Origin of the sequence: Caballeronia udeis (assembly GCF_001544555.2) — a bacterium.
GTDB classification, from domain to species: domain Bacteria; phylum Pseudomonadota; class Gammaproteobacteria; order Burkholderiales; family Burkholderiaceae; genus Caballeronia; species Caballeronia udeis.
Map to the genome: position 1 here is coordinate 94,253 of NZ_FCOK02000018.1, position 21,738 is coordinate 115,990.

The 21,738-nt window shown below is 59.1% G+C and carries 23 protein-coding genes; 17 read left to right on the forward strand and 6 right to left on the reverse strand.

Annotation, left to right across the window (positions count from 1 at the left end; all coding sequences use genetic code 11):
- Positions 1-268 precede the first annotated feature (268 nt).
- The 13 genes from AWB69_RS15310 to AWB69_RS15370 all read left to right on the forward strand — a co-directional run bounded on the left by AWB69_RS15310 (position 269) and on the right by AWB69_RS15370 (position 12,518).
- Positions 269-1,558: an amidohydrolase family protein gene (locus AWB69_RS15310; protein WP_062086083.1), complete on the forward strand. Its 1,290-nt coding sequence runs from the start codon at positions 269-271 to the stop codon at positions 1,556-1,558.
- Positions 1,559-1,654: 96 nt separating this feature from the next.
- A complete protein-coding gene (locus tag AWB69_RS15315) occupies positions 1,655-3,172 on the forward strand; it encodes an aldehyde dehydrogenase family protein (RefSeq protein ID WP_082913419.1) in 1,518 nt (505 codons plus the stop codon).
- 96 nt (positions 3,173-3,268) lie between these two features.
- Positions 3,269-4,132 carry an SDR family NAD(P)-dependent oxidoreductase gene (locus tag AWB69_RS15320; protein WP_062086085.1) on the forward strand — a complete coding sequence of 288 codons (864 nt, stop codon included), beginning with the start codon at positions 3,269-3,271 and terminating at the stop codon, positions 4,130-4,132.
- A 9-nt stretch (positions 4,133-4,141) separates the two neighbouring features.
- Complete coding sequence (locus AWB69_RS15325) at positions 4,142-4,999, forward strand: MaoC/PaaZ C-terminal domain-containing protein (protein WP_197500243.1); 858 nt, start codon at positions 4,142-4,144, stop codon at positions 4,997-4,999.
- A 21-nt stretch (positions 5,000-5,020) separates the two neighbouring features.
- The gene (locus AWB69_RS15330) at positions 5,021-5,443 is read left to right on the forward strand and encodes a Zn-ribbon domain-containing OB-fold protein (protein ID WP_062086087.1); all 423 of its coding nucleotides are present in this window, start codon (positions 5,021-5,023) and stop codon (positions 5,441-5,443) included.
- Complete coding sequence (locus tag AWB69_RS15335; RefSeq protein WP_197500244.1) at positions 5,430-6,593, forward strand: thiolase family protein; 1,164 nt, start codon at positions 5,430-5,432, stop codon at positions 6,591-6,593. Before AWB69_RS15330 ends, AWB69_RS15335 begins: the two co-directional genes overlap by 14 nt.
- 11 nt (positions 6,594-6,604) lie before the next feature.
- The gene (locus tag AWB69_RS15340; RefSeq protein WP_063977816.1) at positions 6,605-7,456 is read left to right on the forward strand and encodes an enoyl-CoA hydratase-related protein; all 852 of its coding nucleotides are present in this window, start codon (positions 6,605-6,607) and stop codon (positions 7,454-7,456) included.
- Positions 7,453-8,328 carry a MaoC/PaaZ C-terminal domain-containing protein gene (locus AWB69_RS15345; RefSeq protein ID WP_062086092.1) on the forward strand — a complete coding sequence of 292 codons (876 nt, stop codon included), beginning with the start codon at positions 7,453-7,455 and terminating at the stop codon, positions 8,326-8,328. Before AWB69_RS15340 ends, AWB69_RS15345 begins: the two co-directional genes overlap by 4 nt.
- Before the next feature lie 38 nt (positions 8,329-8,366).
- The gene (locus AWB69_RS15350) at positions 8,367-9,263 is read left to right on the forward strand and encodes an SDR family NAD(P)-dependent oxidoreductase (RefSeq protein ID WP_062086148.1); all 897 of its coding nucleotides are present in this window, start codon (positions 8,367-8,369) and stop codon (positions 9,261-9,263) included.
- Between the two features lie 115 nt (positions 9,264-9,378).
- Positions 9,379-10,197 (forward strand): SDR family oxidoreductase, encoded by an 819-nt coding sequence (locus AWB69_RS15355; protein ID WP_062086094.1) that lies wholly within the window; start codon positions 9,379-9,381, stop codon positions 10,195-10,197.
- Between the two features lie 9 nt (positions 10,198-10,206).
- A complete protein-coding gene (locus AWB69_RS15360) occupies positions 10,207-10,956 on the forward strand; it encodes an SDR family oxidoreductase (protein WP_062086096.1) in 750 nt (249 codons plus the stop codon).
- Position 10,957: 1 nt separating this feature from the next.
- The gene (locus AWB69_RS15365; RefSeq protein WP_062086098.1) at positions 10,958-11,749 is read left to right on the forward strand and encodes an SDR family NAD(P)-dependent oxidoreductase; all 792 of its coding nucleotides are present in this window, start codon (positions 10,958-10,960) and stop codon (positions 11,747-11,749) included.
- A 49-nt stretch (positions 11,750-11,798) separates the two neighbouring features.
- Positions 11,799-12,518, forward strand: coding sequence for an SDR family NAD(P)-dependent oxidoreductase (locus AWB69_RS15370; RefSeq protein WP_062086100.1), 720 nt, complete (start codon positions 11,799-11,801; stop codon positions 12,516-12,518).
- Between the two features lie 67 nt (positions 12,519-12,585).
- Here AWB69_RS15370 and AWB69_RS15375 read toward each other — a convergent pair whose 3' ends face one another.
- The gene (locus AWB69_RS15375) at positions 12,586-12,861 is read right to left on the reverse strand and encodes a hypothetical protein (protein ID WP_156528861.1); all 276 of its coding nucleotides are present in this window, start codon (positions 12,859-12,861) and stop codon (positions 12,586-12,588) included.
- A gap of 123 nt (positions 12,862-12,984) precedes the next feature.
- On the opposite strand from AWB69_RS15375, the gene AWB69_RS15380 reads away from it, so the two are divergent.
- Positions 12,985-13,419 (forward strand): VOC family protein, encoded by a 435-nt coding sequence (locus tag AWB69_RS15380; protein WP_062086104.1) that lies wholly within the window; start codon positions 12,985-12,987, stop codon positions 13,417-13,419.
- 270 nt (positions 13,420-13,689) lie between these two features.
- On the opposite strand, the gene AWB69_RS15385 is transcribed toward AWB69_RS15380, so the two are convergent.
- The 5 genes from AWB69_RS15385 to AWB69_RS15405 are packed head-to-tail and all read right to left on the reverse strand — an operon-like array spanning position 13,690 to position 18,196.
- Positions 13,690-14,151, reverse strand: coding sequence for a Zn-ribbon domain-containing OB-fold protein (locus AWB69_RS15385; protein WP_062890652.1), 462 nt, complete (start codon positions 14,149-14,151; stop codon positions 13,690-13,692).
- Complete coding sequence (locus AWB69_RS15390; protein WP_062086152.1) at positions 14,144-15,139, reverse strand: NAD(P)H-dependent flavin oxidoreductase; 996 nt, start codon at positions 15,137-15,139, stop codon at positions 14,144-14,146. The genes AWB69_RS15385 and AWB69_RS15390 overlap by 8 nt, the downstream gene beginning before the upstream one ends.
- A gap of 59 nt (positions 15,140-15,198) precedes the next feature.
- A complete protein-coding gene (gene paaG, locus AWB69_RS15395) occupies positions 15,199-15,984 on the reverse strand; it encodes a 2-(1,2-epoxy-1,2-dihydrophenyl)acetyl-CoA isomerase PaaG (RefSeq protein ID WP_062086106.1) in 786 nt (261 codons plus the stop codon).
- Between the two features lie 16 nt (positions 15,985-16,000).
- Positions 16,001-17,023, reverse strand: coding sequence for an acyl-CoA dehydrogenase family protein (locus AWB69_RS15400; RefSeq protein WP_062086108.1), 1,023 nt, complete (start codon positions 17,021-17,023; stop codon positions 16,001-16,003).
- A 15-nt stretch (positions 17,024-17,038) separates the two neighbouring features.
- Positions 17,039-18,196 (reverse strand): acyl-CoA dehydrogenase family protein, encoded by a 1,158-nt coding sequence (locus AWB69_RS15405; RefSeq protein ID WP_062086110.1) that lies wholly within the window; start codon positions 18,194-18,196, stop codon positions 17,039-17,041.
- A gap of 275 nt (positions 18,197-18,471) precedes the next feature.
- Here AWB69_RS15405 and AWB69_RS15410 point away from each other — a divergent pair, with 275 nt between their 5' ends.
- From AWB69_RS15410 to AWB69_RS15420, 3 genes are all read left to right on the forward strand, one after another.
- Complete coding sequence (locus AWB69_RS15410) at positions 18,472-19,986, forward strand: class I adenylate-forming enzyme family protein (protein WP_062086112.1); 1,515 nt, start codon at positions 18,472-18,474, stop codon at positions 19,984-19,986.
- Between the two features lie 17 nt (positions 19,987-20,003).
- A complete protein-coding gene (locus AWB69_RS15415) occupies positions 20,004-20,801 on the forward strand; it encodes an enoyl-CoA hydratase/isomerase family protein (RefSeq protein WP_062086114.1) in 798 nt (265 codons plus the stop codon).
- A 79-nt stretch (positions 20,802-20,880) separates the two neighbouring features.
- Positions 20,881-21,729 (forward strand): enoyl-CoA hydratase-related protein, encoded by an 849-nt coding sequence (locus AWB69_RS15420; protein WP_062086116.1) that lies wholly within the window; start codon positions 20,881-20,883, stop codon positions 21,727-21,729.
- Positions 21,730-21,738 lie beyond the last annotated feature (9 nt).

Consider the following 21,738-nt stretch of genomic DNA (forward strand, 5'->3'; position numbering starts at 1 on the left):
GTCTACGGGACTCGTCGGCCCATCCGTCGATCCCCGAAAAATCCCAAGCAGCGGGGCTGCCGCGAAGCCTGTCGAAATGGAAAGCCGGTGCCGTTCGTGCTTGGGATTTTTTGTAATAATGGACGAACAGTCAGTTTTTGTCTATTGCTATTTGGCGCTTTTCACCCTATTTTATCTACCTATAAACACTACATTGACAGCGTGACATCAGTTAAATAAAATGAACGAAAGTCAGTTAATTATGACGAAGTCCTACTAGGAGACGCAAATGGAGCTGCAAGATCTTGTTTTGGTTAGCGTTGACGACCACCTGATTGAACCCGAGGACATGTTCGTGCGTCACATCCGCCCAGCGTTCAAGGATCTAGCGCCAAAGGTGGTGCGCGGGACGAACGGCGCTCATCATTGGGTGGTGGAGGGTCAGCGCGCTCCTGGTCTTGGGCTGAACGCAGTTGCTGGGCGGCCTAAGGAGGAATATGGCTTTGAGCCGGTTTCGTTTGACCAGGTGCGAAAGGGCTGCTTCGACGTCGATGCTCGTGTCGAAGATATGAACGCGAACGGTGTAGTTGGCTCCATCTGTTTTGGATCGTTTCCCGGTTTTGCCGGTGCGCGTTTTCAGAAGATGCAGGACAAGGATCTGGCGCTGGCCACCATCCAGGCTTATAACGACTGGCATTTTCATGACTGGTGCGGCAAGCACCCCGGACGCTTTATTCCTCTTGGTATGCTGCCGCTGTGGGATGTGAAGCTGGCAGTGGAGGAGGTAAAACGATTGGTCAAATTGGGTTGCCATGCGATCACCTTTCCCGACAACCCTTCGATGATCGGACTGCCTAGCCTGCACAACGACTGCTGGGAACCGCTATGGGCGGTGTGCGAGGAAAACGCGGTGGTGATTTGCTGCCATATCGGGTCCGGCGGAAATGCGCCTTATCCGTCGGAGGAATCGCCTATCGATGCCTGGATTACGTCGATGCCGATCTCTATCGCCAATGCTGCCGCGGACTGGTTGTTTGCCAGTTTCTGGCGTCGTTATCCCGGGCTGCGCATGGCATTGTCCGAGGGCGGGATTGGCTGGATTCCCTATTTGCTGGAGCGTGCTGACTTTACCTACCAACAGCACAGCGCCTGGACTCGCTCAAACTTCGGCAAAGATAAACCCAGCGATGTCTTCCGCCGGCACATCATCACCTGCTTCATTGACGACGAGTTTGGCCTGCGCAACCGGCAGGATGTGGGTATCGACATGATTACCTGGGAAGCAGATTACCCGCACTCGGACGCAACGTGGCCGAATTCCCCAGAGCACCTTTGGCAGAGCATCCGCGCGCTCCCGTCCACCGACATCAACAAGATTACGCACCTGAACGCGATGCGCGAATTCAGCTTTGATCCGTTTTCGATTTTAGGGCGCGAGAATTGCACGGTTGGTGCGTTGCGTGCGCTCGCGGCGGGGGTCGATACGCAGCCGTTATCGCGCGGAGGGCTTAATCCTTCCGCCGGCTCGGACAAACCAGTGACGTCAGCTGACATCAAAAAAATTCTGTCGCATGTCTAACCGTCTTCTCGGTTCGCTGGCAGTCAGGCGCAGTTACTGTGTATTGCACCTTAGCCGCAGTGACTTTCGGACAATGGCGCGGTGTCGCCGGAGCAGATGAATCTTTCGGTAAGAGAGAAGGGGGCGGTCTTGAATTTGCCATTGCAGCAGCCTGGGGCTATATACATCGACGGTGCGTTCGTCCCGCCAACAGAGAAACGCGGCGAGGTGGTTATAAATCCAGCCACCGAAGAAGCGATTGGCGAGGTTGCCGTTGGCGGCGTGCGCGACGCGGACGCCGCCATTGCCGCGGCACGTGAAGCGTTCGACGCCGGGCCGTGGCCACGGATGAGTGCCCGAGAGCGCATCGCGTGTCTGCAGAAGATGTATGACGTGCTTGAAGCTCGGGCCGACGAGATCTGCGAGTTGATCGTGCTCGAGGCGGGCTCGGTGCAATCGAATGCGAAGGCTCGCCAGTTCGACATTCCAATGAAGCATTTTCGACGCTTTCTGGAACTCGGTGTGCGTGAAGACGTGAAGGCGCTCGCTCCGGAACTGACGCTCGGCGCGGGGAGTGTCACTGTGCTTGGCACTGCGTTCGTCGTGAGGGCGCCGGTTGGCGTCGTTGCAGCGATCACGCCTTACAACTACCCGTATTTTCTGAACCTGGTCAAAGTCATACCTGCGCTAGTCACGGGTAATGCCGTGGTGTTAAAGCCTTCGCCTTACACACCGTTCGAGGGACTCGTGCTGGCTGGCGCGGCGGCGCAGGCCGGTCTGCCTAAGGGTGTGCTGAACGTCATCACTGGCGGACTGGAAGTCGGCGAGCGGCTCACTTCCGACGTCCGCGTTGACATGGTGACTTTCACAGGCTCTGATCAGGTAGGGGCGGCAATCGCTGCGCAAAGCGCCCCGACCTTGAAGCGGCTCGTTATGGAGCTGGGGGGCAAGTCGGCTCTGATCGTGCGTAGCGACGCCAGTCTGAAAATGGCGCTGTCCCAGGCGCTGCGCGGATTCACCAGTCATGCTGGGCAAGGGTGCGCAATGAACACGCGGGTTCTCGTGCACAACTCGATCCGCCGTGACTTCGTCGATCAGTTGGCCACGATGGCGCGATCGGTGAAAGTCGGCGATCCGCGCGCCGCAGACACCGAAATGGGACCTCTGATCCGCGCTGCCGCGAGAGAGCGTGTCGAACGCTATGTCGCGCTCGGGCTGGAAAGCGGTGCGAGGCTAATGGCAGGCGGTCGACGTCCCCCGCATCTTACGAAAGGGTTCTATTACGAGCCGACCTTTTTCGATGACGTCGACGGCCGTTCGGCGATTGCGCAGGACGAGATATTCGGGCCGGTCGGCGTCGTCATCGGATTCGACACCGATGACGAAGCAGTTGCCATCGCGAACGATTCACGCTTCGGCCTGCGCGGAGGCATCGTCAGTGCCGATGTGGGCCGCGCGTTCGAAATGGCGCGCGCGATTCGCACCGGCGGCGTCACGCTCAACGGTGGTGCCGGCACCCAGCTTTCAGACGGCCCATTCGGTGGCGTCAAGCGTTCCGGATACGGCCGCGAGCTTGGCGAAGACGGCTTGAACGAATTTACCCAGACGCAGCTAATCGAGATTCAGGCAGGTTGATTGGCCGCAGACCCACGACTCGAGATGAAGAACGGAATGTGGTGCGGGTTTGGAGCGCATCACAGTTCCGTCTTGTGAAAAAGATGAGGTAACGAAATGGGTTTGTTGGACGGTAAGGTCGCGGTAGTGACCGGTGCGGGTGCTGGCCTTGGCCGCGCGTATGCGCAGTTGCTTGCTCAAGAGGGCGCGGCTGTTGTCGTAAATGATTATGCGCAGGCGCCTGCCGAAGAAGTGGTAGCGGACATTCGTGCGAAAGGCGGCAAAGCGGCTGTGAGCGTGGCCGATGTGGGGAGCGTGGAGGGAGGGGAAAGCATCCTTGAGCATGCGCTCGCAGCATTTGGCAAGGTGGATATCCTGGTGAATAACGCCGGTATCCTGCGCGACAAGTCGCTGCTGAAGATGGAAGAGGCAGATTGGGATGCAGTGATTCGCGTTCATCTGAAGGGAACCTACTGCGTGACGCGGCCAGTCTTTGGACACCTAAAGGAAAGCGGGCGTGGTGGTGTGATCGTCAACACGACATCAACCTCCGGTTTGCGTGGGAAGTTCGGGCAGACCAACTATGGGTCGGCCAAGGCTGGTATCTGGGGATTTTCGAATTCGCTCGCACAGGAAGGGCTCAAATACGGCATCCGCGTTTGGACAATAGCCCCGGCGGCAGCGAGCCAGCTCACCGACGGCCTGGTGTCCGACGAGTACAAGAAGGTGTTCACCGCCGAGCGCGTCGCACCGGTACTGCTGTACATGGTCAGTGGCCTGTCCGGGAAGCAAACCGGCAAAACGCTGCTGGCGGGCGGCGGCTATGTCAGCGAGATTCGGATGGAAACGGGGCCCGGTCTCGTGCCGCCTGAACACTTCGATGCGCAGGGACTGGCGCAAGCGATCGCAGCGGGCAAGGTGATGCTGCCCGAGCGAGATCTGAATTTCGTCAATGCCTATGGCCCTGTCCAGAAAAGCTGAAGAAGGGACATGTCGATGCCAATCCAGTACCCCGCAGTACTCGACCTCAAGGAAGAAGGCCGGCGCTTTTCCTGGACTGACCGCGATACGCTGCTCTATGCGCTCGCTGTCGGCATGGGTTCTGATCCGCTCGATCGAAGCGAATTGCCATTCGTCTACGAAAAAGGATTGCACGCGATGCCTACTTTCGCTGCCGTTGCAGCCTGGGGGGCTGGCATCTCGCCAGAGCGCATCGGGCTCGATCGCGCCAGGACATTACATGGGGGCGAGGCGTTAACGCTGCATCGACCCATCCCGGTCAGCGGTTCGGTTGTGGCGGATAGCCGGGTAGTGGCGGTCTACGACAAGGGCGTTGGCAAGGGGGCGGTGATTGAGCGAGAGACCGTCTTGACGGACCCAGAGTCGAAAGAACGAATTGCGACCATCACGCGTACCGCGTTCGCTCGGGCGGATGGCGGCTTCGGTGGGCCGCAGGACACGCGACCGGCTGGCGCCGTACCTGTACGCAAGCCCGATGCGACGATCGAATTGCCGACGCGTCGCGACCAGGCGTTACTTTATCGGCTCTGCGGGGACCGCAACCCGCTGCATGCGGACCCGGGCGTTGCACGTGCATCTGGCTTCGAAGCGCCAATTTTGCACGGATTGTGCACGTACGGTATGACGTGCCGCGCGGTGCTCAAAGCATTTTGTGCTTACGATCCAGCACGCATTCTCCAATACTCGGTTCGGTTCTCGGCGCCTGTATTCCCCGGTGAGTTGATCACGATGAATTTATGGCTGGACAACGATACGGTGTCCTTCGAAGCCGCCGTGCTGGCGCGCAGAGCGACGGTGATCAGCAACGGTCGCGCCAAGCTCGCATAGTCTATTGAAAGAGAGAGCGATATGGAAGACAGCAAACCCGCAGCACTGAGTCCGGCCACGTCCTACACGCGTGTGCGCGACGATGGTTCGGCTTACCTTGAAGGCAGTAAATGTCGAGCGTGCGGTACCCGGTTTCTCGGCGAGCGTGAGAACTGCGCGCGTTGTGGAGCGCGCGGATTTATCGAGACGTACTCATTGGGCGAGCACGGGCACCTCTACAACTACACCATCGTGTACCGCAGCTATCCAGGGATCAAAGTGCCTTTCATCTCGGCTATCGTCGATCTGGACGACGGCACTGTGGTGAAGGGCAATCTGCTCGACATCGAGCCTGATCCGAGCGCGCTGGCGTTTGGAATGCCGGTCAGGATGGTGTTCCGCGGAGCTGAACTTGCCAACGCGGACGGTCTCGGCTATCTGGCCCATTTTTTTGTTCCGGCTTGAGGGAAGTGACATGTCTGACGTTTATGTAGTGGGCATCGATATGATCCGGTTTGGCCGCTATCCGGACCGCACAGTCGTGCAGCTCGCGGCGGATGCCGCGTTGCTCGCGCTGGACGATTGCGGTGTGGCGATCGGGGATGTGCAGGCGCTTTATAGCGGGAATATCGGCGAAACGATGACAGGTCAGCGCACTTTGCAACTCATCGGTCAAACGGGCATTCTTGTTGTCAATTGCACCAATGCGTGCGCCACCGGGGCAACTGCGTTCCGGGAGGGTTGGACTGCCATTAAGGCTGGCCTCTATGACATCGTGCTGTGTATCGGTGTCGAGAAAATGCAGCCGGGCATGATTGTCAAGAAAAAGGTCGGCAACGAGCCGCTGCCGGCAGAAGGGCTGATTGGCTCGGAGACGATGCCCGCAGTCTTTGCGATGGTGGGCATGGAGCACTCTCGTAAATATGGAACCACGCCTGAGCAATTTGCGCGGGTTTCGGTCAAGAATCATCATCATTCAACGTTCAATCCAAAAGCGATGTATCAAAAGGAGACACCGCTTGAGGAGGTGATGAATGCAGAAATGATTGCATACCCGAACACCAAGTTGATGTGTTCGGTAAACGTCGACGGGGCAGCCGCGGCGGTATTGATGTCAGCCAAAAAGGCGCGCGAGCTCGGACTCGAAAAACGGGCGGTAAAAGTGCGCGCGTCGGCGCTTGCGAGCGACGCCTGGTCCGAGCGTAATTTAGTAATGCAGGACATCAATACAGTGACACGCCTCGCGGCGAAAGCAGCCTACGAAATGGCAGGTATTGGTCCGGATGAACTGGATCTGGTCGAGCTGCATGATTGTTTCGCGACAGCGGAGATTCTTCACTACGAGAATCTGGGACTTTGCGCGGAGGGTGAGGGCGGGCGTCTGATCGACAGCGGCGAGACGGCCATCGGCGGCCGCATACCGGTCAACGCCTCAGGTGGACTCCTCTCGAAGGGACACCCGCTAGGCGCGACCGGTATTGCCAACATCTACGAAGTCGTCACTCACTTGCGTGGCGAGGCGGGACAGCGTCAGGTGCAGGGCGCCCGCATCGGCCTCACGCATGTTGTCGGCCTCGGTAGCGCGTGCGCAGTTCATATCCTCGAAAAAGTCTGAGCCGCGCTCTCATGCGATACGAGTTCATCGGCGTCGCGCAAGAGGATCGGCTCACGCTGATCACGATAAACCGGCCCGAGGTGCTCAATGCACTGCATCCGCCAGCGCACCACGAACTCGCCGCTGCCTTCGACGCTTTCCAGGCCGATCCGAACCAATGGGTTGCCATCGTGACCGGTGCTGGCGAGCGAGCTTTCTGTGCAGGCAATGACCTGAAATTTCGCGCTGCTGCGGGACGCCAGGCGATGCCGGAGTCGGGGTTTGGTGGCTTGACTTCGCGCTTCGATCTCGAGAAGCCGGTGCTGGCCGCGGTCAACGGGATTGCGCTCGGCGGCGGTTTTGAGTTGGCGCTCGCGTGCGACCTCATCGTGGCGGACGAACGCGCACAATTCGCGCTGCCAGAGGTCAGGGTCGGTCTGGCCGCACTTGCTGGCGGTTTGCATCGGTTGCCGCGCGAGGTCGGCCTGAAGACGGCCATGGGAATTGTATTGACCGGTCGCCGTGTCGACGTGGCGGAGGGGCGTCGGTTGGGGTTTGTCAACGAAGTGGCGCCAGAGGGAACCTCGCTGGACATCGCACGTCGCTGGGCAGCAGAAATCTTGCAGGCGGGCCCACTAGCCGTGCGCGCGACAAAGCAGGTAATCATGCGTGGACTCGATGAGCAAGGCTTGAACGAGGCGCTGGGTCGACAAAAAGACTACCCGGCCGTGGTGGCGATGTATGGGTCCGGGGATGCGCTCGAGGGTCCGCGTGCGTTTTCCGAGAAGCGGCCACCGCGCTGGCAGGGTGAACTATCCGGAGCGGTGACGGGCCGCGATCTTTCTCACGACCATGCACCACAGTTGAAGGAAAACCCTCAATGATCGACTATCAGGTGGTCAAAAATTGGGTGTTTGATGACGTGCGCTGCGTGTACACCGCGCGCGATTCGATGCTGTATGCGCTAGCGATCGGGATAGGCGCCGAGCCAACGGATCCGTACCAACTGCGTTACGCCTATGAGAAAAACCTCCAGGCAGTGCCGACGATGGCCACGATCATGGGAGCCCCGGGCGCGTGGTGGCGGGATTCACGCACGGGAGCCGACGCGGTGAAACTCGTTCATGGGGAGCAAGGTCTGCGGCTGATCCGGCCTTTGTCGGTGAACGGCACCCTGATCGCAAAAAACCGGGTGCATTCGCTGAGTGACAAGGGCGAAGGCCGAGGCGCAATCGGTGTGGTGATGAGGGATCTCGTCGATGCTGAAACGGGCGAGCTCGTGGCACAGAGCAGGAATGTGAGCTTCCTGCGAGGCGACGGCGGGTTTAGCGCAGTCAGTGGTATTTCCGATCCGTTTCCTGAGCCTTTACCAAGGATGCCTGAAGAACCGGCACATCTGACGATTCAGCTCTCGACGCTACCGCAGGCCGCACTTTTATACCGGCTGACAGGGGACCTGAACCCGTTGCATGCTGATCCGGAGGTCGCCTCCGCGGCGGGATTCAGACAGCCGATCCTGCACGGGCTCTGTACGTATGGCATGGCATGCCACGCGGTGTTGCGGGCGGTGCTGAGATATGACGCTGCACGGCTACGCGCTCTGGCCGTGCGCTTTACCTCGCCGGTTTATCCCGGAGAGGACGTTCACTTTGAACTTTGGCGCGTTGACGCGGGCACGATGAGGCTGCGTGCGCGCGTGAACGCTCGCAACGCAATAGTGTTGGACAACGGTGTCGTTGAGATTGATTCACAGTAGAAATCACAGTAAGGAACAGGAGACGAACGGTGGGCAACATGGTCGAGGGAAAAGTGGTGATCGTGACCGGTGCGGGCAGTGGCATCGGACGGGATCTGGCGAGGGCGTTCGCCGCGAACGGCGCGAAAGTCATCGTCAACGACACCGGTCGGGTCGTTGGCGGAGATGGGTTCGCGGCTGAGCACGTCGTGGCAGAAATCCAGACGGCGGGAGGGCGGGCCATTGCTGTGGTGGAAAGCGTCGCCACGAGCGACTCGGCGCAGCGTATCGTGCAGGCGGCGCTCGACCACTTTGGCCGGCTTGACTGCGTAGTGAACAACGCAGGGATTACGCGCGATCGCTTCTTCTTCAATATGAGTGGTGAGGAATGGCAAGCAGTGCTGGACGTGCATCTGAATGGTTCGTTCCATGTCGCGCGTGCCGCCGCGCCGCATTTCAAGAGCCAGAATTCCGGAAGCTATGTCCACATGACGTCGACCAGCGGCTTGATCGGCAATGTCGGGCAATCCAACTACGCGGCGGCGAAGATGGGTATTGTGGGTTTATCGAAATCGATCGCACTGGACATGGCGAAGTTCAAAGTGCGTTCGAACTGCATCTCGCCGTGGGCATGGACCGCAATGACAGCGAACATTCCGGCCGACACGCCTGAGAACATTGCGCGTATCGAAAAACTCAAGAAAATGGACAGCGCGAAGATTGCGCCTCTCGCGGTGTTCCTCGCCAGCGATCAGGCTGTCGATGTTTCGGGCCAGATATTCGGTGTACGCGCCAACGAGATCTACTTGTTCAGTCAGCCGCGCATCATACGCACCTTGCACAGAAGCGAAGGGTGGACACCTGAAAGCATCGCCGAACATGCGATACCGGCGCTAGCTCCGAGTTTTTACGAGAACGTACCGTCAATGGCCATCACGCCTTGGGATCCGATCTGAATCGGTCTGCGCGGTGCTCCAAACCATTACACAATCCGGAGACACGGGTGAACCAGATTGATAAACGCGCGTTGACATGGTGGCGCGGCGCGATTGGATTAGACGAGGCTCCGCAATGAACTTGGATCAGCAGAAACGTTTTCAGGAAAAGCTTGCCGTGGTGACAGGCGCATCGCGGGGTCTGGGCAAGCGGATCGCAGAGGCCTTTGTCCGCGAAGGCTGCAGGGTGGCATTGCTTGGGCGAAATGCTGACGCGTTGCTGGCCACCGCTTCCGAGATCGGATCGATGGCAGCGGTCTTTCCGACCGACATCTCAGATCCGGCAGCCGTTCGCCAAACCTTTAGCGCGATCGGCCAGCGTTTTGGTGGCGTCGATTTCCTCATCAATAACGCGGCGCTCGGCCACCTTCAGACCGTGGAGGAGGCGGATGACCATCTGCTCCAGGAGGAGATCGGAGCGAACCTGCTTGGCCCGATCTACTGTATGCGTTCGGCAATTCCGCTCATGCGGTTGAGAGGGCGCGGACACATCGTCAACGTCACGTCTGAGTCCGTGAATATGCCGTATCCGTTTTTGACGGTCTATGCGGCGACCAAGAGTGCAATGGAAACACTGTCAGCCGGGCTGCGGACGGAATTGCGCGGGCAAGGTATCCGGATCACCGTGCTGCGTTCGGGCCGGATGAGCGAAAGCGGCTTTAACCGCGATTGGCCTGAAGACCGTCTCGCGCGCTATCGTCAGATCGTGAAGGCAGAGGGGTACCACGCGGCTTCTGGCGAGCCGATCTCGCCGCAGATCACTGCCAGGGCCGTGATGGATCTACTGAGTTTGCCGCGGGAGGCGAATGTCGACCTGCTGGAGTTGCGCTCTTCGGGGGAATCGGCAGACACGAATGGACCCCATCCGCCTGATCAGCCAGGAATTAAAACTTGAGGAGTACAGATGCGCTTTCAGGACAAGGTCGTGATTGTGACAGGCGCCGGGCAGGGTATCGGTGAAGCCTATGCTCGTGCATTGGCCAACGAAGGAGCCGCTGTTGCCGTCGCGGAAATAAACGAGGAAAACGGGCGACGTGTCGCGCAGGAAATCGCCGACGCTGGCGGGCGCTCGCTTTTCGTGCAGACCGATGTCTCGTCGCCAGAATCTGCAGCGACCCTGGCGGCGAGTGTGGCGCAAGCGTTCGGAGGGATCGATTTGCTGATCAACAATGCGGCCATCTTTGCCGGGATGCGCCGCGAGAGCCTGCTAGAAGTCGATTACGCGTACTACCAGCACTTCATGGAAGTCAACATGAATGGCGCGTTGATCGTTACGCGCGCTGTGTATAAATTCATGGTCGCGCGCGGTGGCGGCGCGATCCTCAACCAGTCTTCGACAGCGGCCTATGAAGCGGGTAACTACTACAAGATTGCGAAGACAGGTCTGAACGCAATCACCATCGGGCTGGCTCGCGAACTGGGTCCGATGAATATTCGCGTCAACGGTATTGCACCGGGCCCGACGGACACGACTGCGACGCGGACCAGCGTACCGCCCGAACGCCTGCAGGCGTTGCTGTCTAACCTGCCTTTACGCCGCATCGGCACTACCCAGGACATCGTCAACACGTGTCTCTTCTTGCTGTCAGGAGATGCAGCCTGGGTGACAGGGCAAACCTGGTGTGTCGACGGCGGCACGGTTCTTAGGATCTGAGATGGACCTTGAGTTGCACGGGCGAGTCGTGCTGGTCGTTGGTGCCAGCAGCGGGATCGGCGCAGCTACCGCGCGACTTCTGTGCCGTGAGGGCGCGAAGCTGGCCCTTATGGCACGACGCCAACACGAGCTTGATCTGATGGCGCGGGAATTACGGGAAAGCGGAGCAGAGGTTATCGCGCTGGGCGGAGACGCCGGAGCCCAAGGCGTTCTGGATGATGCTGTGGAGCGAACTGTGGCGCAATTCGGCGCCCTGCATCGCTTGGTGGTGGTCGCCGGCCCGATGGGGACGCGCGCGGCGCTGCACGAACTGGACGATCGCGACTGGGAGTTCTATTTCCGGCAAAGCCTGATGCTGGCGGTCGGGGCGTGCCGTGCCGCGATTCCGGCGCTCCTTGAAGCGTCTGATGGTGCGATCGTGCTGACGTCTGCGTTCTCGATCCGGTCGCAAAAACCTGGACTCGTTGCCTATACCGCTATGAAGAGCGCGATTGCCAGCGTAGCAAAAAATATAGCTAAGACTTATGGCGCACAAGGGTTACGTGCGAATTGCATTGCACCGGGTGTAATCGACCGGGATACCGGGACGAAAAGGGCGCTTGCCGAGAAATATGGAGTGCCGGAGGCACGCGCACGCTATGAGCAGGTGCGCCGTGAATCGGGTATGTCGGTTGCGCTGGAGCGGGCCGGACGGCATGAAGAATTCGCTGGTCTCATCGCCTATTTGCTGTCGGTCCGGGCTTCCTATGTAACGGGCGTGACTGTCAATATCGATGGGGGCACAGACTTTTAATTTGGCGCGATGGAAGTAGTCCGCGCATGCATGGAAAGAGGCGAACACCATGAGTGAAAAGATTGTCATGATTACGGGCGGTGCGGGTAATCTGGGCCGCGCAGCAGAGGATGCTTTCGCCCGGGCGGGTTGCAGGCGCGTGGTGGTCGACATTAATGGCGCTGCCCTTCAGGCAGCCTACCCCGTCGAATCCGGTGACCGGCTTCTGATCCCGCTTGATCTGATGGATGGCTCGTCCGTCGAGCGGGCGATTGCGACTGTCAACGAAAAATTCGGTGCAGTTAATGTTCTTTGCAATGTCGCCGGCGGGTTTTATTACGGCGAGCCGGTTCACGAAATGCAAGCAGAGGTCTGGCGCAGAATGCTCGATCTGAATGCGACGACATTGATCAATGCGGTCCGTGCCGTGGTGCCGGGGATGATCCGGGCGGGAAGAGGGACGATCATCAACGTGGGCGCCGCCGCTCACGTGCGCGCCCAGGCTCACATGAGCGCGTATGCCGCTGCGAAGGGCGCGGTGATGCGCCTGACGGAAAGCATGGCGGACGAACTCAGAGACAAGGGCATTGGCGTGTTTTGCGTCATGCCCGAGATCATCGATACGCCTGCCAATCGCCTGGACATGCCTGCGGCGGACACTTCCGGCTGGACGCCCCCGTCGGCGATTGCCGACGTCATGGTGCTGCTAACGGACGAGGTTGCGTCGATCATGAGCGGCGGGCTCTTTGCGTTGAAGGGGCGGCCGCGAGAAGTGCAGACTGCCTGGTAAGCTAGTCACGCGGCGTTCGCCTCTGTCCTGTCATGAGAATTGCATTGCCGCGCTCCCCAGCCCGGGTTCATCCAAGCACCAGCTTGAAAACCTCGGCCTTCAGGCCGGAGATGAAAGACCTGGGTTCAGAGCGCAGCAGGAATATTTTGATTTTCAAAAGGGAAATGGAGACGTGCCGATACGGAGAAACAACCGTATTAGATTTGGTAATGGTTACTGCTGGGCGATGAGCCCCGGACATTCGTCCAATAAACGGCAGCCAGATGTCTTCCCGGCGGTCGAACAATACGCGCGCCGCTCCACCAATTTCCATGTTCAGGCGCAGAGTTCCCCAGTTGGTCAATGCCTGTTGGCAAGCACGGTGGCGGGCACTCGTAAGCAATCTGGTGGACTGCTTTAATCGCGGTACGGAAGATCTCAATATCGTGACGGCGAGGTGACAGCCGCCTTTTTAGGAGGATGGGAAATGGACCAGTGCTTGAGCATGGCGATGCTTACCGTGAGGGATCTTCAGAGGAGCAAGCGTTTCTACGAAGACGGTCTCCGATGGAAGCCTTTGGGTGGTCACCAAAGTCAGTTCTCGGTGAAATATCTTGCCGATGGCGTGCTGATCACAATGATTGATCGCAAGTACTTAGTCGGGGAAAGTGGTGTGCCTGAAGGTTCTGGCTCCCTCGGGATCGTCTTGGTGGTGAATGTTCACGATCGCGCAGAGGTAGACCGAGTTGCGGATGAAGTATTGACGGCGGGTGGGGTCGTGACGAGCCCGGCCCGTTTGCGCGATGGCGGACTGTACACTTTTTATTTTCTGGATCCGGACGGGAATCCATGGGAGATAGTTTGGAACCCGAAAATGTCCGTTGACCAGCAGAAACCTCCGGCATCAAACCCGGCCTCCTGACCTGAGGACGACCGGTACATTCCGGTATGCCATTGGACTATTGCTGATGTGCGTTACCTCTTCCGATATGGCCGACTCCGTCACGTTGCAGGGGTTGTCCAGTCTTGCCACTGCGTCTCCAGGTCGTGCTGCGCCTCGAAGCCAAATGGATTGGAGCCCCGCGCCGTGCAGCTTAGACGCGCTATTGCTTTTGAAAGCAATATTGTCGGTGATACGGGACATTCTCCTGCAGTGCGCAATTTGCGATGGTAGGCGTTCGACGGCTATTCCTCACGTTGATGTCGGGTCGACATCAGGCTCAAAAAGGGGGAGCCACACATCCTCGCGGTGGTCGAACAGGACCCGGACCGCCATGCCGATTCTGGCTTCCTCGGGTGCGCAGTTCACAAGGTTGGTCGTGAGCCGTAAGCAGAGTTGTTCGGCGATCTCGACGATCGCAATCAGGTAGGGCGCCTCGAGCCCACGCTCCCAAACCTGATGGTTGATAGTATAGGAAACCACCGTTGCTTTGCCGCTGACCGCGCGCGGAGCTACTTGGCGCGACTTACAGCGCGGACAGATGGGCAGTGGCGGGTGTACATAGAATTCGCAAGCATCGCAACGCGTGAAGTGCAGCCGGCCGGTTCGACCTGCTTGCCAAAAAAAAGTGTTTTCGTCAGTCAGCCGCGGCAAATGCCTTCGCGGCACCGACTCGATCGCGACTGGCGGATGGTCTTTGGCAGCGTCAGTCATTGCCGATTCCATCCGTGTCGATTGAGGACAGTGCGATATCCAAGCGGGCCTTGCATTCAAGCGTAACGCGCTCGATAAGTTCCGCGCAGCTGGGAATATCGTCAATAAGGCCCATAACCATGCCCGCGGTGAGGACGCCGCCGTTGGCGTCGCCTGACGCCCACGCATCGCGACCGCGGGCGCCGATGACAAGATGCCGGAGGTCCTCGAAATCGCATCCGCCGGGTCGTCGTTCGAGCGCTACCACCTGGTCGGAAACACTGTTTTTGAGCACGCGTGCGGTATTGCCGAGGGTCCGGAAAATGAGGTTTGTATCTCGTTCGGTCGCGCTAACAAGCGCGCGCTTGACGTCATCGTGGACTGGTGCTTCACGAGTGCAGACGAAACGTGTGCCCATATTGATGCCCTCTGCGCCGAGTACCAGCGCGGCTGCCATGCCGTGCCCGTCGGCGAAGCCACCTGATGCGATGAGGGGAACTTGAAGTGCTTTCGCGGCCAGTCGGAGAAGGACAAGGCCAGGGATGTCATCTTCGCCCGGGTGTCCTGCACATTCAAAGCCGTCGATCGAGACGATGTCGACACCATCGCGTTCGGCAGAAAGAGCGTGACGCACGGTGGTGCATTTGTGCACGATCGTAACGCCGTGTTGTTTGAATCGCTCGATGAATTGCTTGGGACTGTTGCCCGCGGTTTCGACTATCTTGACGCCGCTGTCGATCATCGCGGCAACGTATTCCGCATAGGGTGGCGGCGAAGCGGCAGGGAGAATCGTAAGATTGACGCCGAATGGATGGTCTGTCATTGAGCGGCAACGCTCTATTTCGCGTGCTAGTAGTACCGGAGTGGGTTGTGTCAGTGCAGTCAGCACGCCAAGCCCCCCTGCGTTGGAGACCGCAGATGCAAGCTCAGCTCGTCCTACCCATTGCATACCGCCCTGGATGATCGGGTAGCGGATGCCGAGCATTCGGGTGACGCGATTATTGAACATGAGGCTCTTGTCGGGTATGCGGTTGTCCGCGAAGCGCAGATGCGACGAATGATGCATGGTTAGCTGCCGGTGAAGTCTGGGCGCCGGCGTTCCTTGAACGCAGACACTCCTTCTTTGTAGTCGTTGGTAAGGCCGCATTGGCGCTGCAGTTCTGACTCGAGATCAAGCTGTTCGTCGAGCGTGGCACGCGCGGCACTACGGATAGCGAGCTTTGCGGCTCCGAGACCGCGCGTCGGCCCGCACGCGAGTTGTTCAAGAAGTGCCTCGCGTTCTGCCTCGAAATGCTCATCGTCGACGGCTTTCCAAATCAGACCCCACTGCGCCGCTGTGCTCGCCGACAGCGTGCCGCCGGTCAGCGTGAATCCAAGCGCGCGCGCTTGACCGATCAGATGCGGCAACGCCCAAGTACCGCCTGCGTCGGGTACGAGTCCGATACCGGAAAACGCCTGCACGAACCGCGCGCTCGAGCATGCAATGACCAGGTCGCACGCAAGGGCAAGATTGACGCCGGCACCGGCAGCCACACCGTTGACCGCGCAGACCACCGGTAGCGGCAGGGTCGTGAGACGGCGGATCAACGGGTTGTAATAGGTTCGGGTGGTCTTGCCGAGATCTAGTGGACCTGCGTGAACGTCGCGCTCAGTCAAATCTTGGCCGGCGCAAAACCCCCGACCCGAAGCGGTAAGAAGTAGCACACGCGCTGCGGGGTTCGCTTCGACTTCAGACAGCGCATCCGCGACCTCTTCATGCATCTGGGCGGTGAACGCGTTCAGACGATCTGGCCGGTTGAGTGTCAGTCGCGCGATGCCTCGGCAGCTCTCGAACAAAATGGTTTTGTAGGTCATCGAACATCCGTCGTCGTTAGCCAAACGAAGCGAGTAGCATGCGTTTGCGTTGCGTCCGCGTGTCGCCCCACAACTGGTCCATCACATGCGCGCGTTTCAGATAGAGATGCGCGTCGGCTTCGGAAGTGAATCCCACTGCACCGTGCACCTGAATATTTTGCGCGGCGTTTTTTAGCGCGGCATCGATTGTCACGAGCTTGCACGCGGTGCCCTGAAAATTAGCTCCCGCATCCCCGTCGGACAGCGCTAGCGACGCGACCGTAGCCTGGCATAAGGCTGCTTCGGCGCGGATTGCCATGTCGGCGCATATATGTTTGATGGCTTGAAACGAGCCGATTGGTTTGCCGAATTGTTCGCGGACCTTCGCGTACTCCACTGCCATATCACGCGTGGCTTCGGCGAGGCCGACCGCGAAGCCGCCAATGAGCACGAGCGCGCGTATATAGATGGGATCCTGCTCCGCACTTACCCAGGCAGTTGGACGGATGCCGTCGAGACGGGCGCGTTCCAGTGAGAGGGAATGGTCCATGCTGCGGACCGATTCGATAGCAGCGAAATCGCTGCGCTCGAACAGCGCTGCGCCACTTTCGTCGCAACAGAATACCCACGGTGCATCTGAGCTCTCAATCAGATGGAATTCGCCTGTACAAAGCGACCCCAAGGCCGTCGCGCCGCGCGGATTAGCCAGTCCGACGCGAGTGCTGCCGGATAGCAGATCCTTCAGCAGCGTCGCGTTGCCCGTTGCGGCGGCAACGCGTGCGCCGAGCATTTGGCCCATGATCGCCGGGGAAAGCAAATGTCGGCCGAACTCCCGGTAGGCGACCGTTTCTTCGGCGCCACTTAACCCGATACCGCCGGATTCCTCAGGCAGGGCAATACCGAGAAATCCGAGTTCCGCCAAATGAGGCCAGATCAAATGGTCCTGGTTGCCGATCTGGGAAGCGGGCGGACGGAAGCGCGACACCGGCGCCTGTTCGGACAGGAAGTGTTTGAGCGTGTCGACGATCTGAACTTGATCTTCGGAAAGCAATAAATTCATGGACTGCCTCAAGTGCTAACGGGGGAGGCCGAGAACACGCTCGCCGATGATATTGCGCTGGATCTGCGCGGTACCAGCGGCGATGGTGATCGAAAACGAACGAAGGTAGTAGTAGACCCAGTCGTCATCTTCGGGATTCTCGAGTGCGTCAGGGCCGATGATGTCGATCGCGAGTCGCCGGGCACGCTGCTGTGTCTCGCCTACCATCGCGCGCATCAGGGAACTCTCCGAGCCGCTGATGCCGGCTTGCGCGCGCGAGACCACCATGTAGGTCATGGCTCTCGCCGCGGCCATGTCAGCCCGCAGTTGCGCAAGACGCGCACCGATCTCGTCGCGTGTGAGCGGACAGTCCGTGCCCATACGTTGCTGAGCTTTCGCGATCATCTTCTCGACCAGGAACGCATATCGGATCTGGTCTCGGATCTGCGCGGTGCCGCGCTCAAAGCCTAAGGTCGACATGGCGACATTCCAGCCGTCGTTGACTGCACCAACCACATTGCTCAACGGGATGCGCACATCGTCATAAAAGCATTGGACAAAATGAACCTGGTTGGGCGACGTCATGATCTCGATCGGACGCAGAGTAATGCCGGGCGCTTTCATATCGCAGATCACCCAACTGATGCCTTTATGCTTTGGCGCGGTCGGGTCGGTACGAACCAGCAATTCCTGCCAGTCCGAAAGGTGGCCATGACTCGTCCAGATCTTCGAACCGTTGACGATCAACTCGTCGCCTTCGATATGAGCGCGGGTCTTCAGGCTACCCAAATCGGATCCGGCATTGGGTTCCGAAAATCCCTGACACCAAATGACGTCACCCCGGAGGATCTTTTGCAGATGCTCCCGTTTTTGCGCTTCTGAACCGCGGGCGATGATGGTGGGGCCGGCATGATTCAGCGCGACAAAGCACAGGTGGTTATCGGGGGCGTCGGCCCGTGCGTATTCCTCGTGCCAGATTAGTTGCCGCGTCAGGGAAAGCCCGAGGCCGCCGTATTCCTCAGGCCAGGACACCCCGGCCCAGCCACCCCCATATTGCTTCTGCTGCCAAGCCAGATCGAACTCGCGCATGGCTTCGCCGGAATGCGGTCGGCGTTCTTTTGGGGCATTGCCATTGAGCCAGGCTCGCGCTTCCTCGCGGAAGACCTTGTCCTCTCGCGAAAATTGCATATCCATTTCGCTCCTCCGTTGTTCTTTGTCGCCTTCGGTTGGCCGTTGACGTTTTAGATAAATGATATAGTATCAGTTATTAGAGGTCAGTCAAGGCGAAGATTTACGATTTGGTGTCACTTATATAGGGATTTTTCTGTGATGTACAAGTTTTCCCTAAGTCCATCATCGCTTTGAAAAATGACGATAAGTAAGTTATCATTGGATCTGAGGCGTGTAGCCTTGGGCAACGGTGGCATCGCACCACCTGTCGTCAAGTTAGCTTGTTATATGGAGATGAAATGCCGTCGACGAACACCACGCATCTGGGCGAGCGCATCCGTGCGGTGCTGCTCCTGAAACCCGATGGGGTCGCCGTAGAAGTCGATCGCACGCGTACGACCTGGGCGGACCTTGACCGTGCGGCGGGGGAGATTGAACGATTGCTGCAACAAGCCGGAGTCGAGCAAGACGCTCCAATCGGTTGGGTCGCGCGTAATCGGGTCGCCGCGGTGGCGTCATTCGCCAGCTTGCTGATGAACGGGCGCATGGTCGTACCGTTGCGCCCGCCCCAGACATCCGCGACTTTTGCGGTCGAACTCGGCGCCCAACGGCTATGTGCCGTACTCGCAGACGAGGAGGACTGGGCGCAAGCCGGGGTAGTAGAAGCTGCCGCCGAGGCTGGCACCTTCGGTGTCGTGGTCAGCGGGTCAGCACAGATTTCTGTCAGCGTACATCCCGCGCTTTCCGTTATCGGCAATGGTCCGCATCGCCAACCAACGCCGGGGTACGTTCTCGAACGACTTACGAGCGGCACCACTGGCGCGCCAAAGCGAATTCCAGTGCGCGAAGAGGTGCTGATTCCGTCGTTGCAATCGGCCGAACATGGGCGCCTCGGAGAGGCTAAGCGTGAATTGAGCGTGAAACGCTCGGCGGCCATTTTGCTGAAGCCGTTCAGCCATGCGGGCGGTTTGTTCGGACTGCTGCTCGCGCTCTATCAGGCGCGTCCGATGGTACTGCTAGAGAAGTTTTCGCCAGATGACTGGGCGCATGCGATCGAGCGCCATCAAATCAAATCCGCGAGCTTGGTCCCCGCGATGATCCAGATGATTCTGGAAGCTGGCATCGAGCCTGATCTGCTGAAGAGTCTTAAGGCCGTCCGCGCTGGAACCGCGCCCCTCGACCCGCAGGTTCAAGTCGATTTTGAAGAACGCTACGGCGTGCCTGTGCTGGTCGACTATGGTGCCGCCGAGTTTATCGGAGGTGTCGCGGGCTGGACCCTGGACGATCATCGTCAATATGCGTCGACCAAACGTCGCAGCGTCGGACGGGCGCGCGGCGACGTTTCGTTGAAGATAACGGCTCAAGACTCGGCCGCTGTGTTGGCGCCTGGTGAAGTCGGCGTGCTGTGCGTCAAATGCGATCGCTTTGGTCCGGACTGGATTCGTACCAACGACCTTGCTTCAATTGACGAACAGGGCTTTCTCTTTCTGCACGGACGTGCCGACGACGCAATCAACCGCGGTGGTTTCAAGATCCTGCCGGAAGAAGTCGCCGAGGTGTTGCGTCGCTATCCTGGCGTGCGCGATGCGGCAGTGATAGGCAAGGCAGACAAACGCCTGGGGCAGGTTCCAGTCGCAGCGATAGAAATGGCGCCGGGTGCCGTCGTGCCCACTACGCAAGAACTCGATGCATTTACCCGCCTTTCGCTCACGGCCTACATGATTCCGACGGAGTTTCGCATCGTCGAGGCGTTGCCGCGTACAGCGTCGATGAAAGTGAGCCGTCCCGAACTGAAAGCGTTGCTCGGCCTCTAGGCCCTTCGGAAAACACTATGGAAACACAAGCTTTCAAAGACTACACGACCATTCAGGTTGACGTGGCGGACGGCGTTGCCACCGTTACGCTAAACCGGCCCGACAAGCTCAACTGCTTCAACAGGGCGATGGTCACCGAGTTCCGCGATTTGTGGCGGGTGGTTCGCACCGATCCCAAGGTGCGTGTCGTGGTGCTGCGCGCGGCGCCCGGACGCGCATTTTGCTCAGGCGTCGATGTGAGGGAGGGTTGGCGCGCACCCGAGGAAGACATTGCGCCGTTTGACCAGGATGATCCCGGCGAATGGCTCGGACCGAAAAGCAACAAGGTATGGAAGCCATTGATCGTCGCGGTGCACGGTATTGCAGCTGGCGGGGCGTTCTACTGGCTCAACGAAGCCGACATCGTCATCTGTTCGGACGATGCGACGTTCTTCGATCCTCATTTGAAGTTCGGGAAAATATCGGCGGTGGAGCCGATCGGAGCCATGGGCCGCATTTCCTATCAAGAGATCATGCGAATGGTGCTGCTTGCCGATTCGGAGCGCATCGGCGCAAGCACTGCGTTGCGGATCAGCCTGGTAACCGAAGTGACCACCTCCGACCAACTGTGGGCACGGGCCAGAGAGCTTGCGGTCATGATCGCGCAACGGCATCCAGTGGCGGTCCAGGGATCGGTCCGGGCTCTCTGGGAAGCGCAAAGTCTGCCGCGGGCACAGGCGGTGAGCAATGCGCTCAAGTACATTCAGATTGGTAAGCCTATCGCAACCGACCTGCAGCCAGCGAGTACTAAAAGCGGCCACTGGACGCTGAGGTGAACGGATCGACCCGCTGTGCGGTGCTGGTTTGCGCTGGCAGTGTGCTTGTCCACATGCAGAATCGTTGAGGGATCCGACCGTGACAGTATTCGACGTAAGCCTGAAAAATTGCACCGAAGACGCTCTTGGTGCGGAAGAACCAGACCTGCTCACGACCGCGCGCGAAGGGCGGGTTCTTATCGTGACGCTTAACCGTCCCGACCGGTTGAATGCGCTGACGCCACAGTTGCACGAGCGGCTACTTGCGACGCTGCGACAGGCGGCGACAGACACAACAGTAGGCGCGGTTGTTCTAACTGGAGCAGGACGTGCTTTCTGTTCCGGCGGCGACATGCAGCAGCGCGATACCGCGAAATCGTCAAAGCCGACGCTCGAAGAGCGGGCCGACATCCTCCAGCACCATGGAGAGACGGCTAAGTTGCTGCACGCAATGCCAAAGCCGACCATCGCGATGATCAATGGCGTGGCGGCCGGAGCCGGACTTGCGCTGGCGCTTGCCTGTGACATGCGATTTGCAGCACGCGGCTCCGTACTGACGACGTCGTATGTGCACGTCGCGATGTCGGGTGATCTCGGCACGAGCTATTTTTTAACCAAGCTGGTCGGTTCTGCGAAAGCCCGCGAGCTGATGTTCCTGAGCGAAAAAATTTCCGCGGAGGAGGCGCTACGCATAGGGATGGTCAGTCGGGTGGAAGTCGGCACTGGGCTCCGCGACACGACCCTCCTTGTTGCCAAGAAACTGGCTGAGGGTCCAGCGGTTGCGTTGCGTTATATCAAGCAAAACATATTTCGCGCTGAAACCGGATCTCTGGATGAAGTCATCGAAAGCGAGGCATTCCACATGGCGCGCTGCGGTCGTACCCAGGACGTTAAGGAGGCGGTCCTGGCATTTCGCGAAAAGCGTGTGCCGCGCTTCAATGGGATCTGATACAGAGTG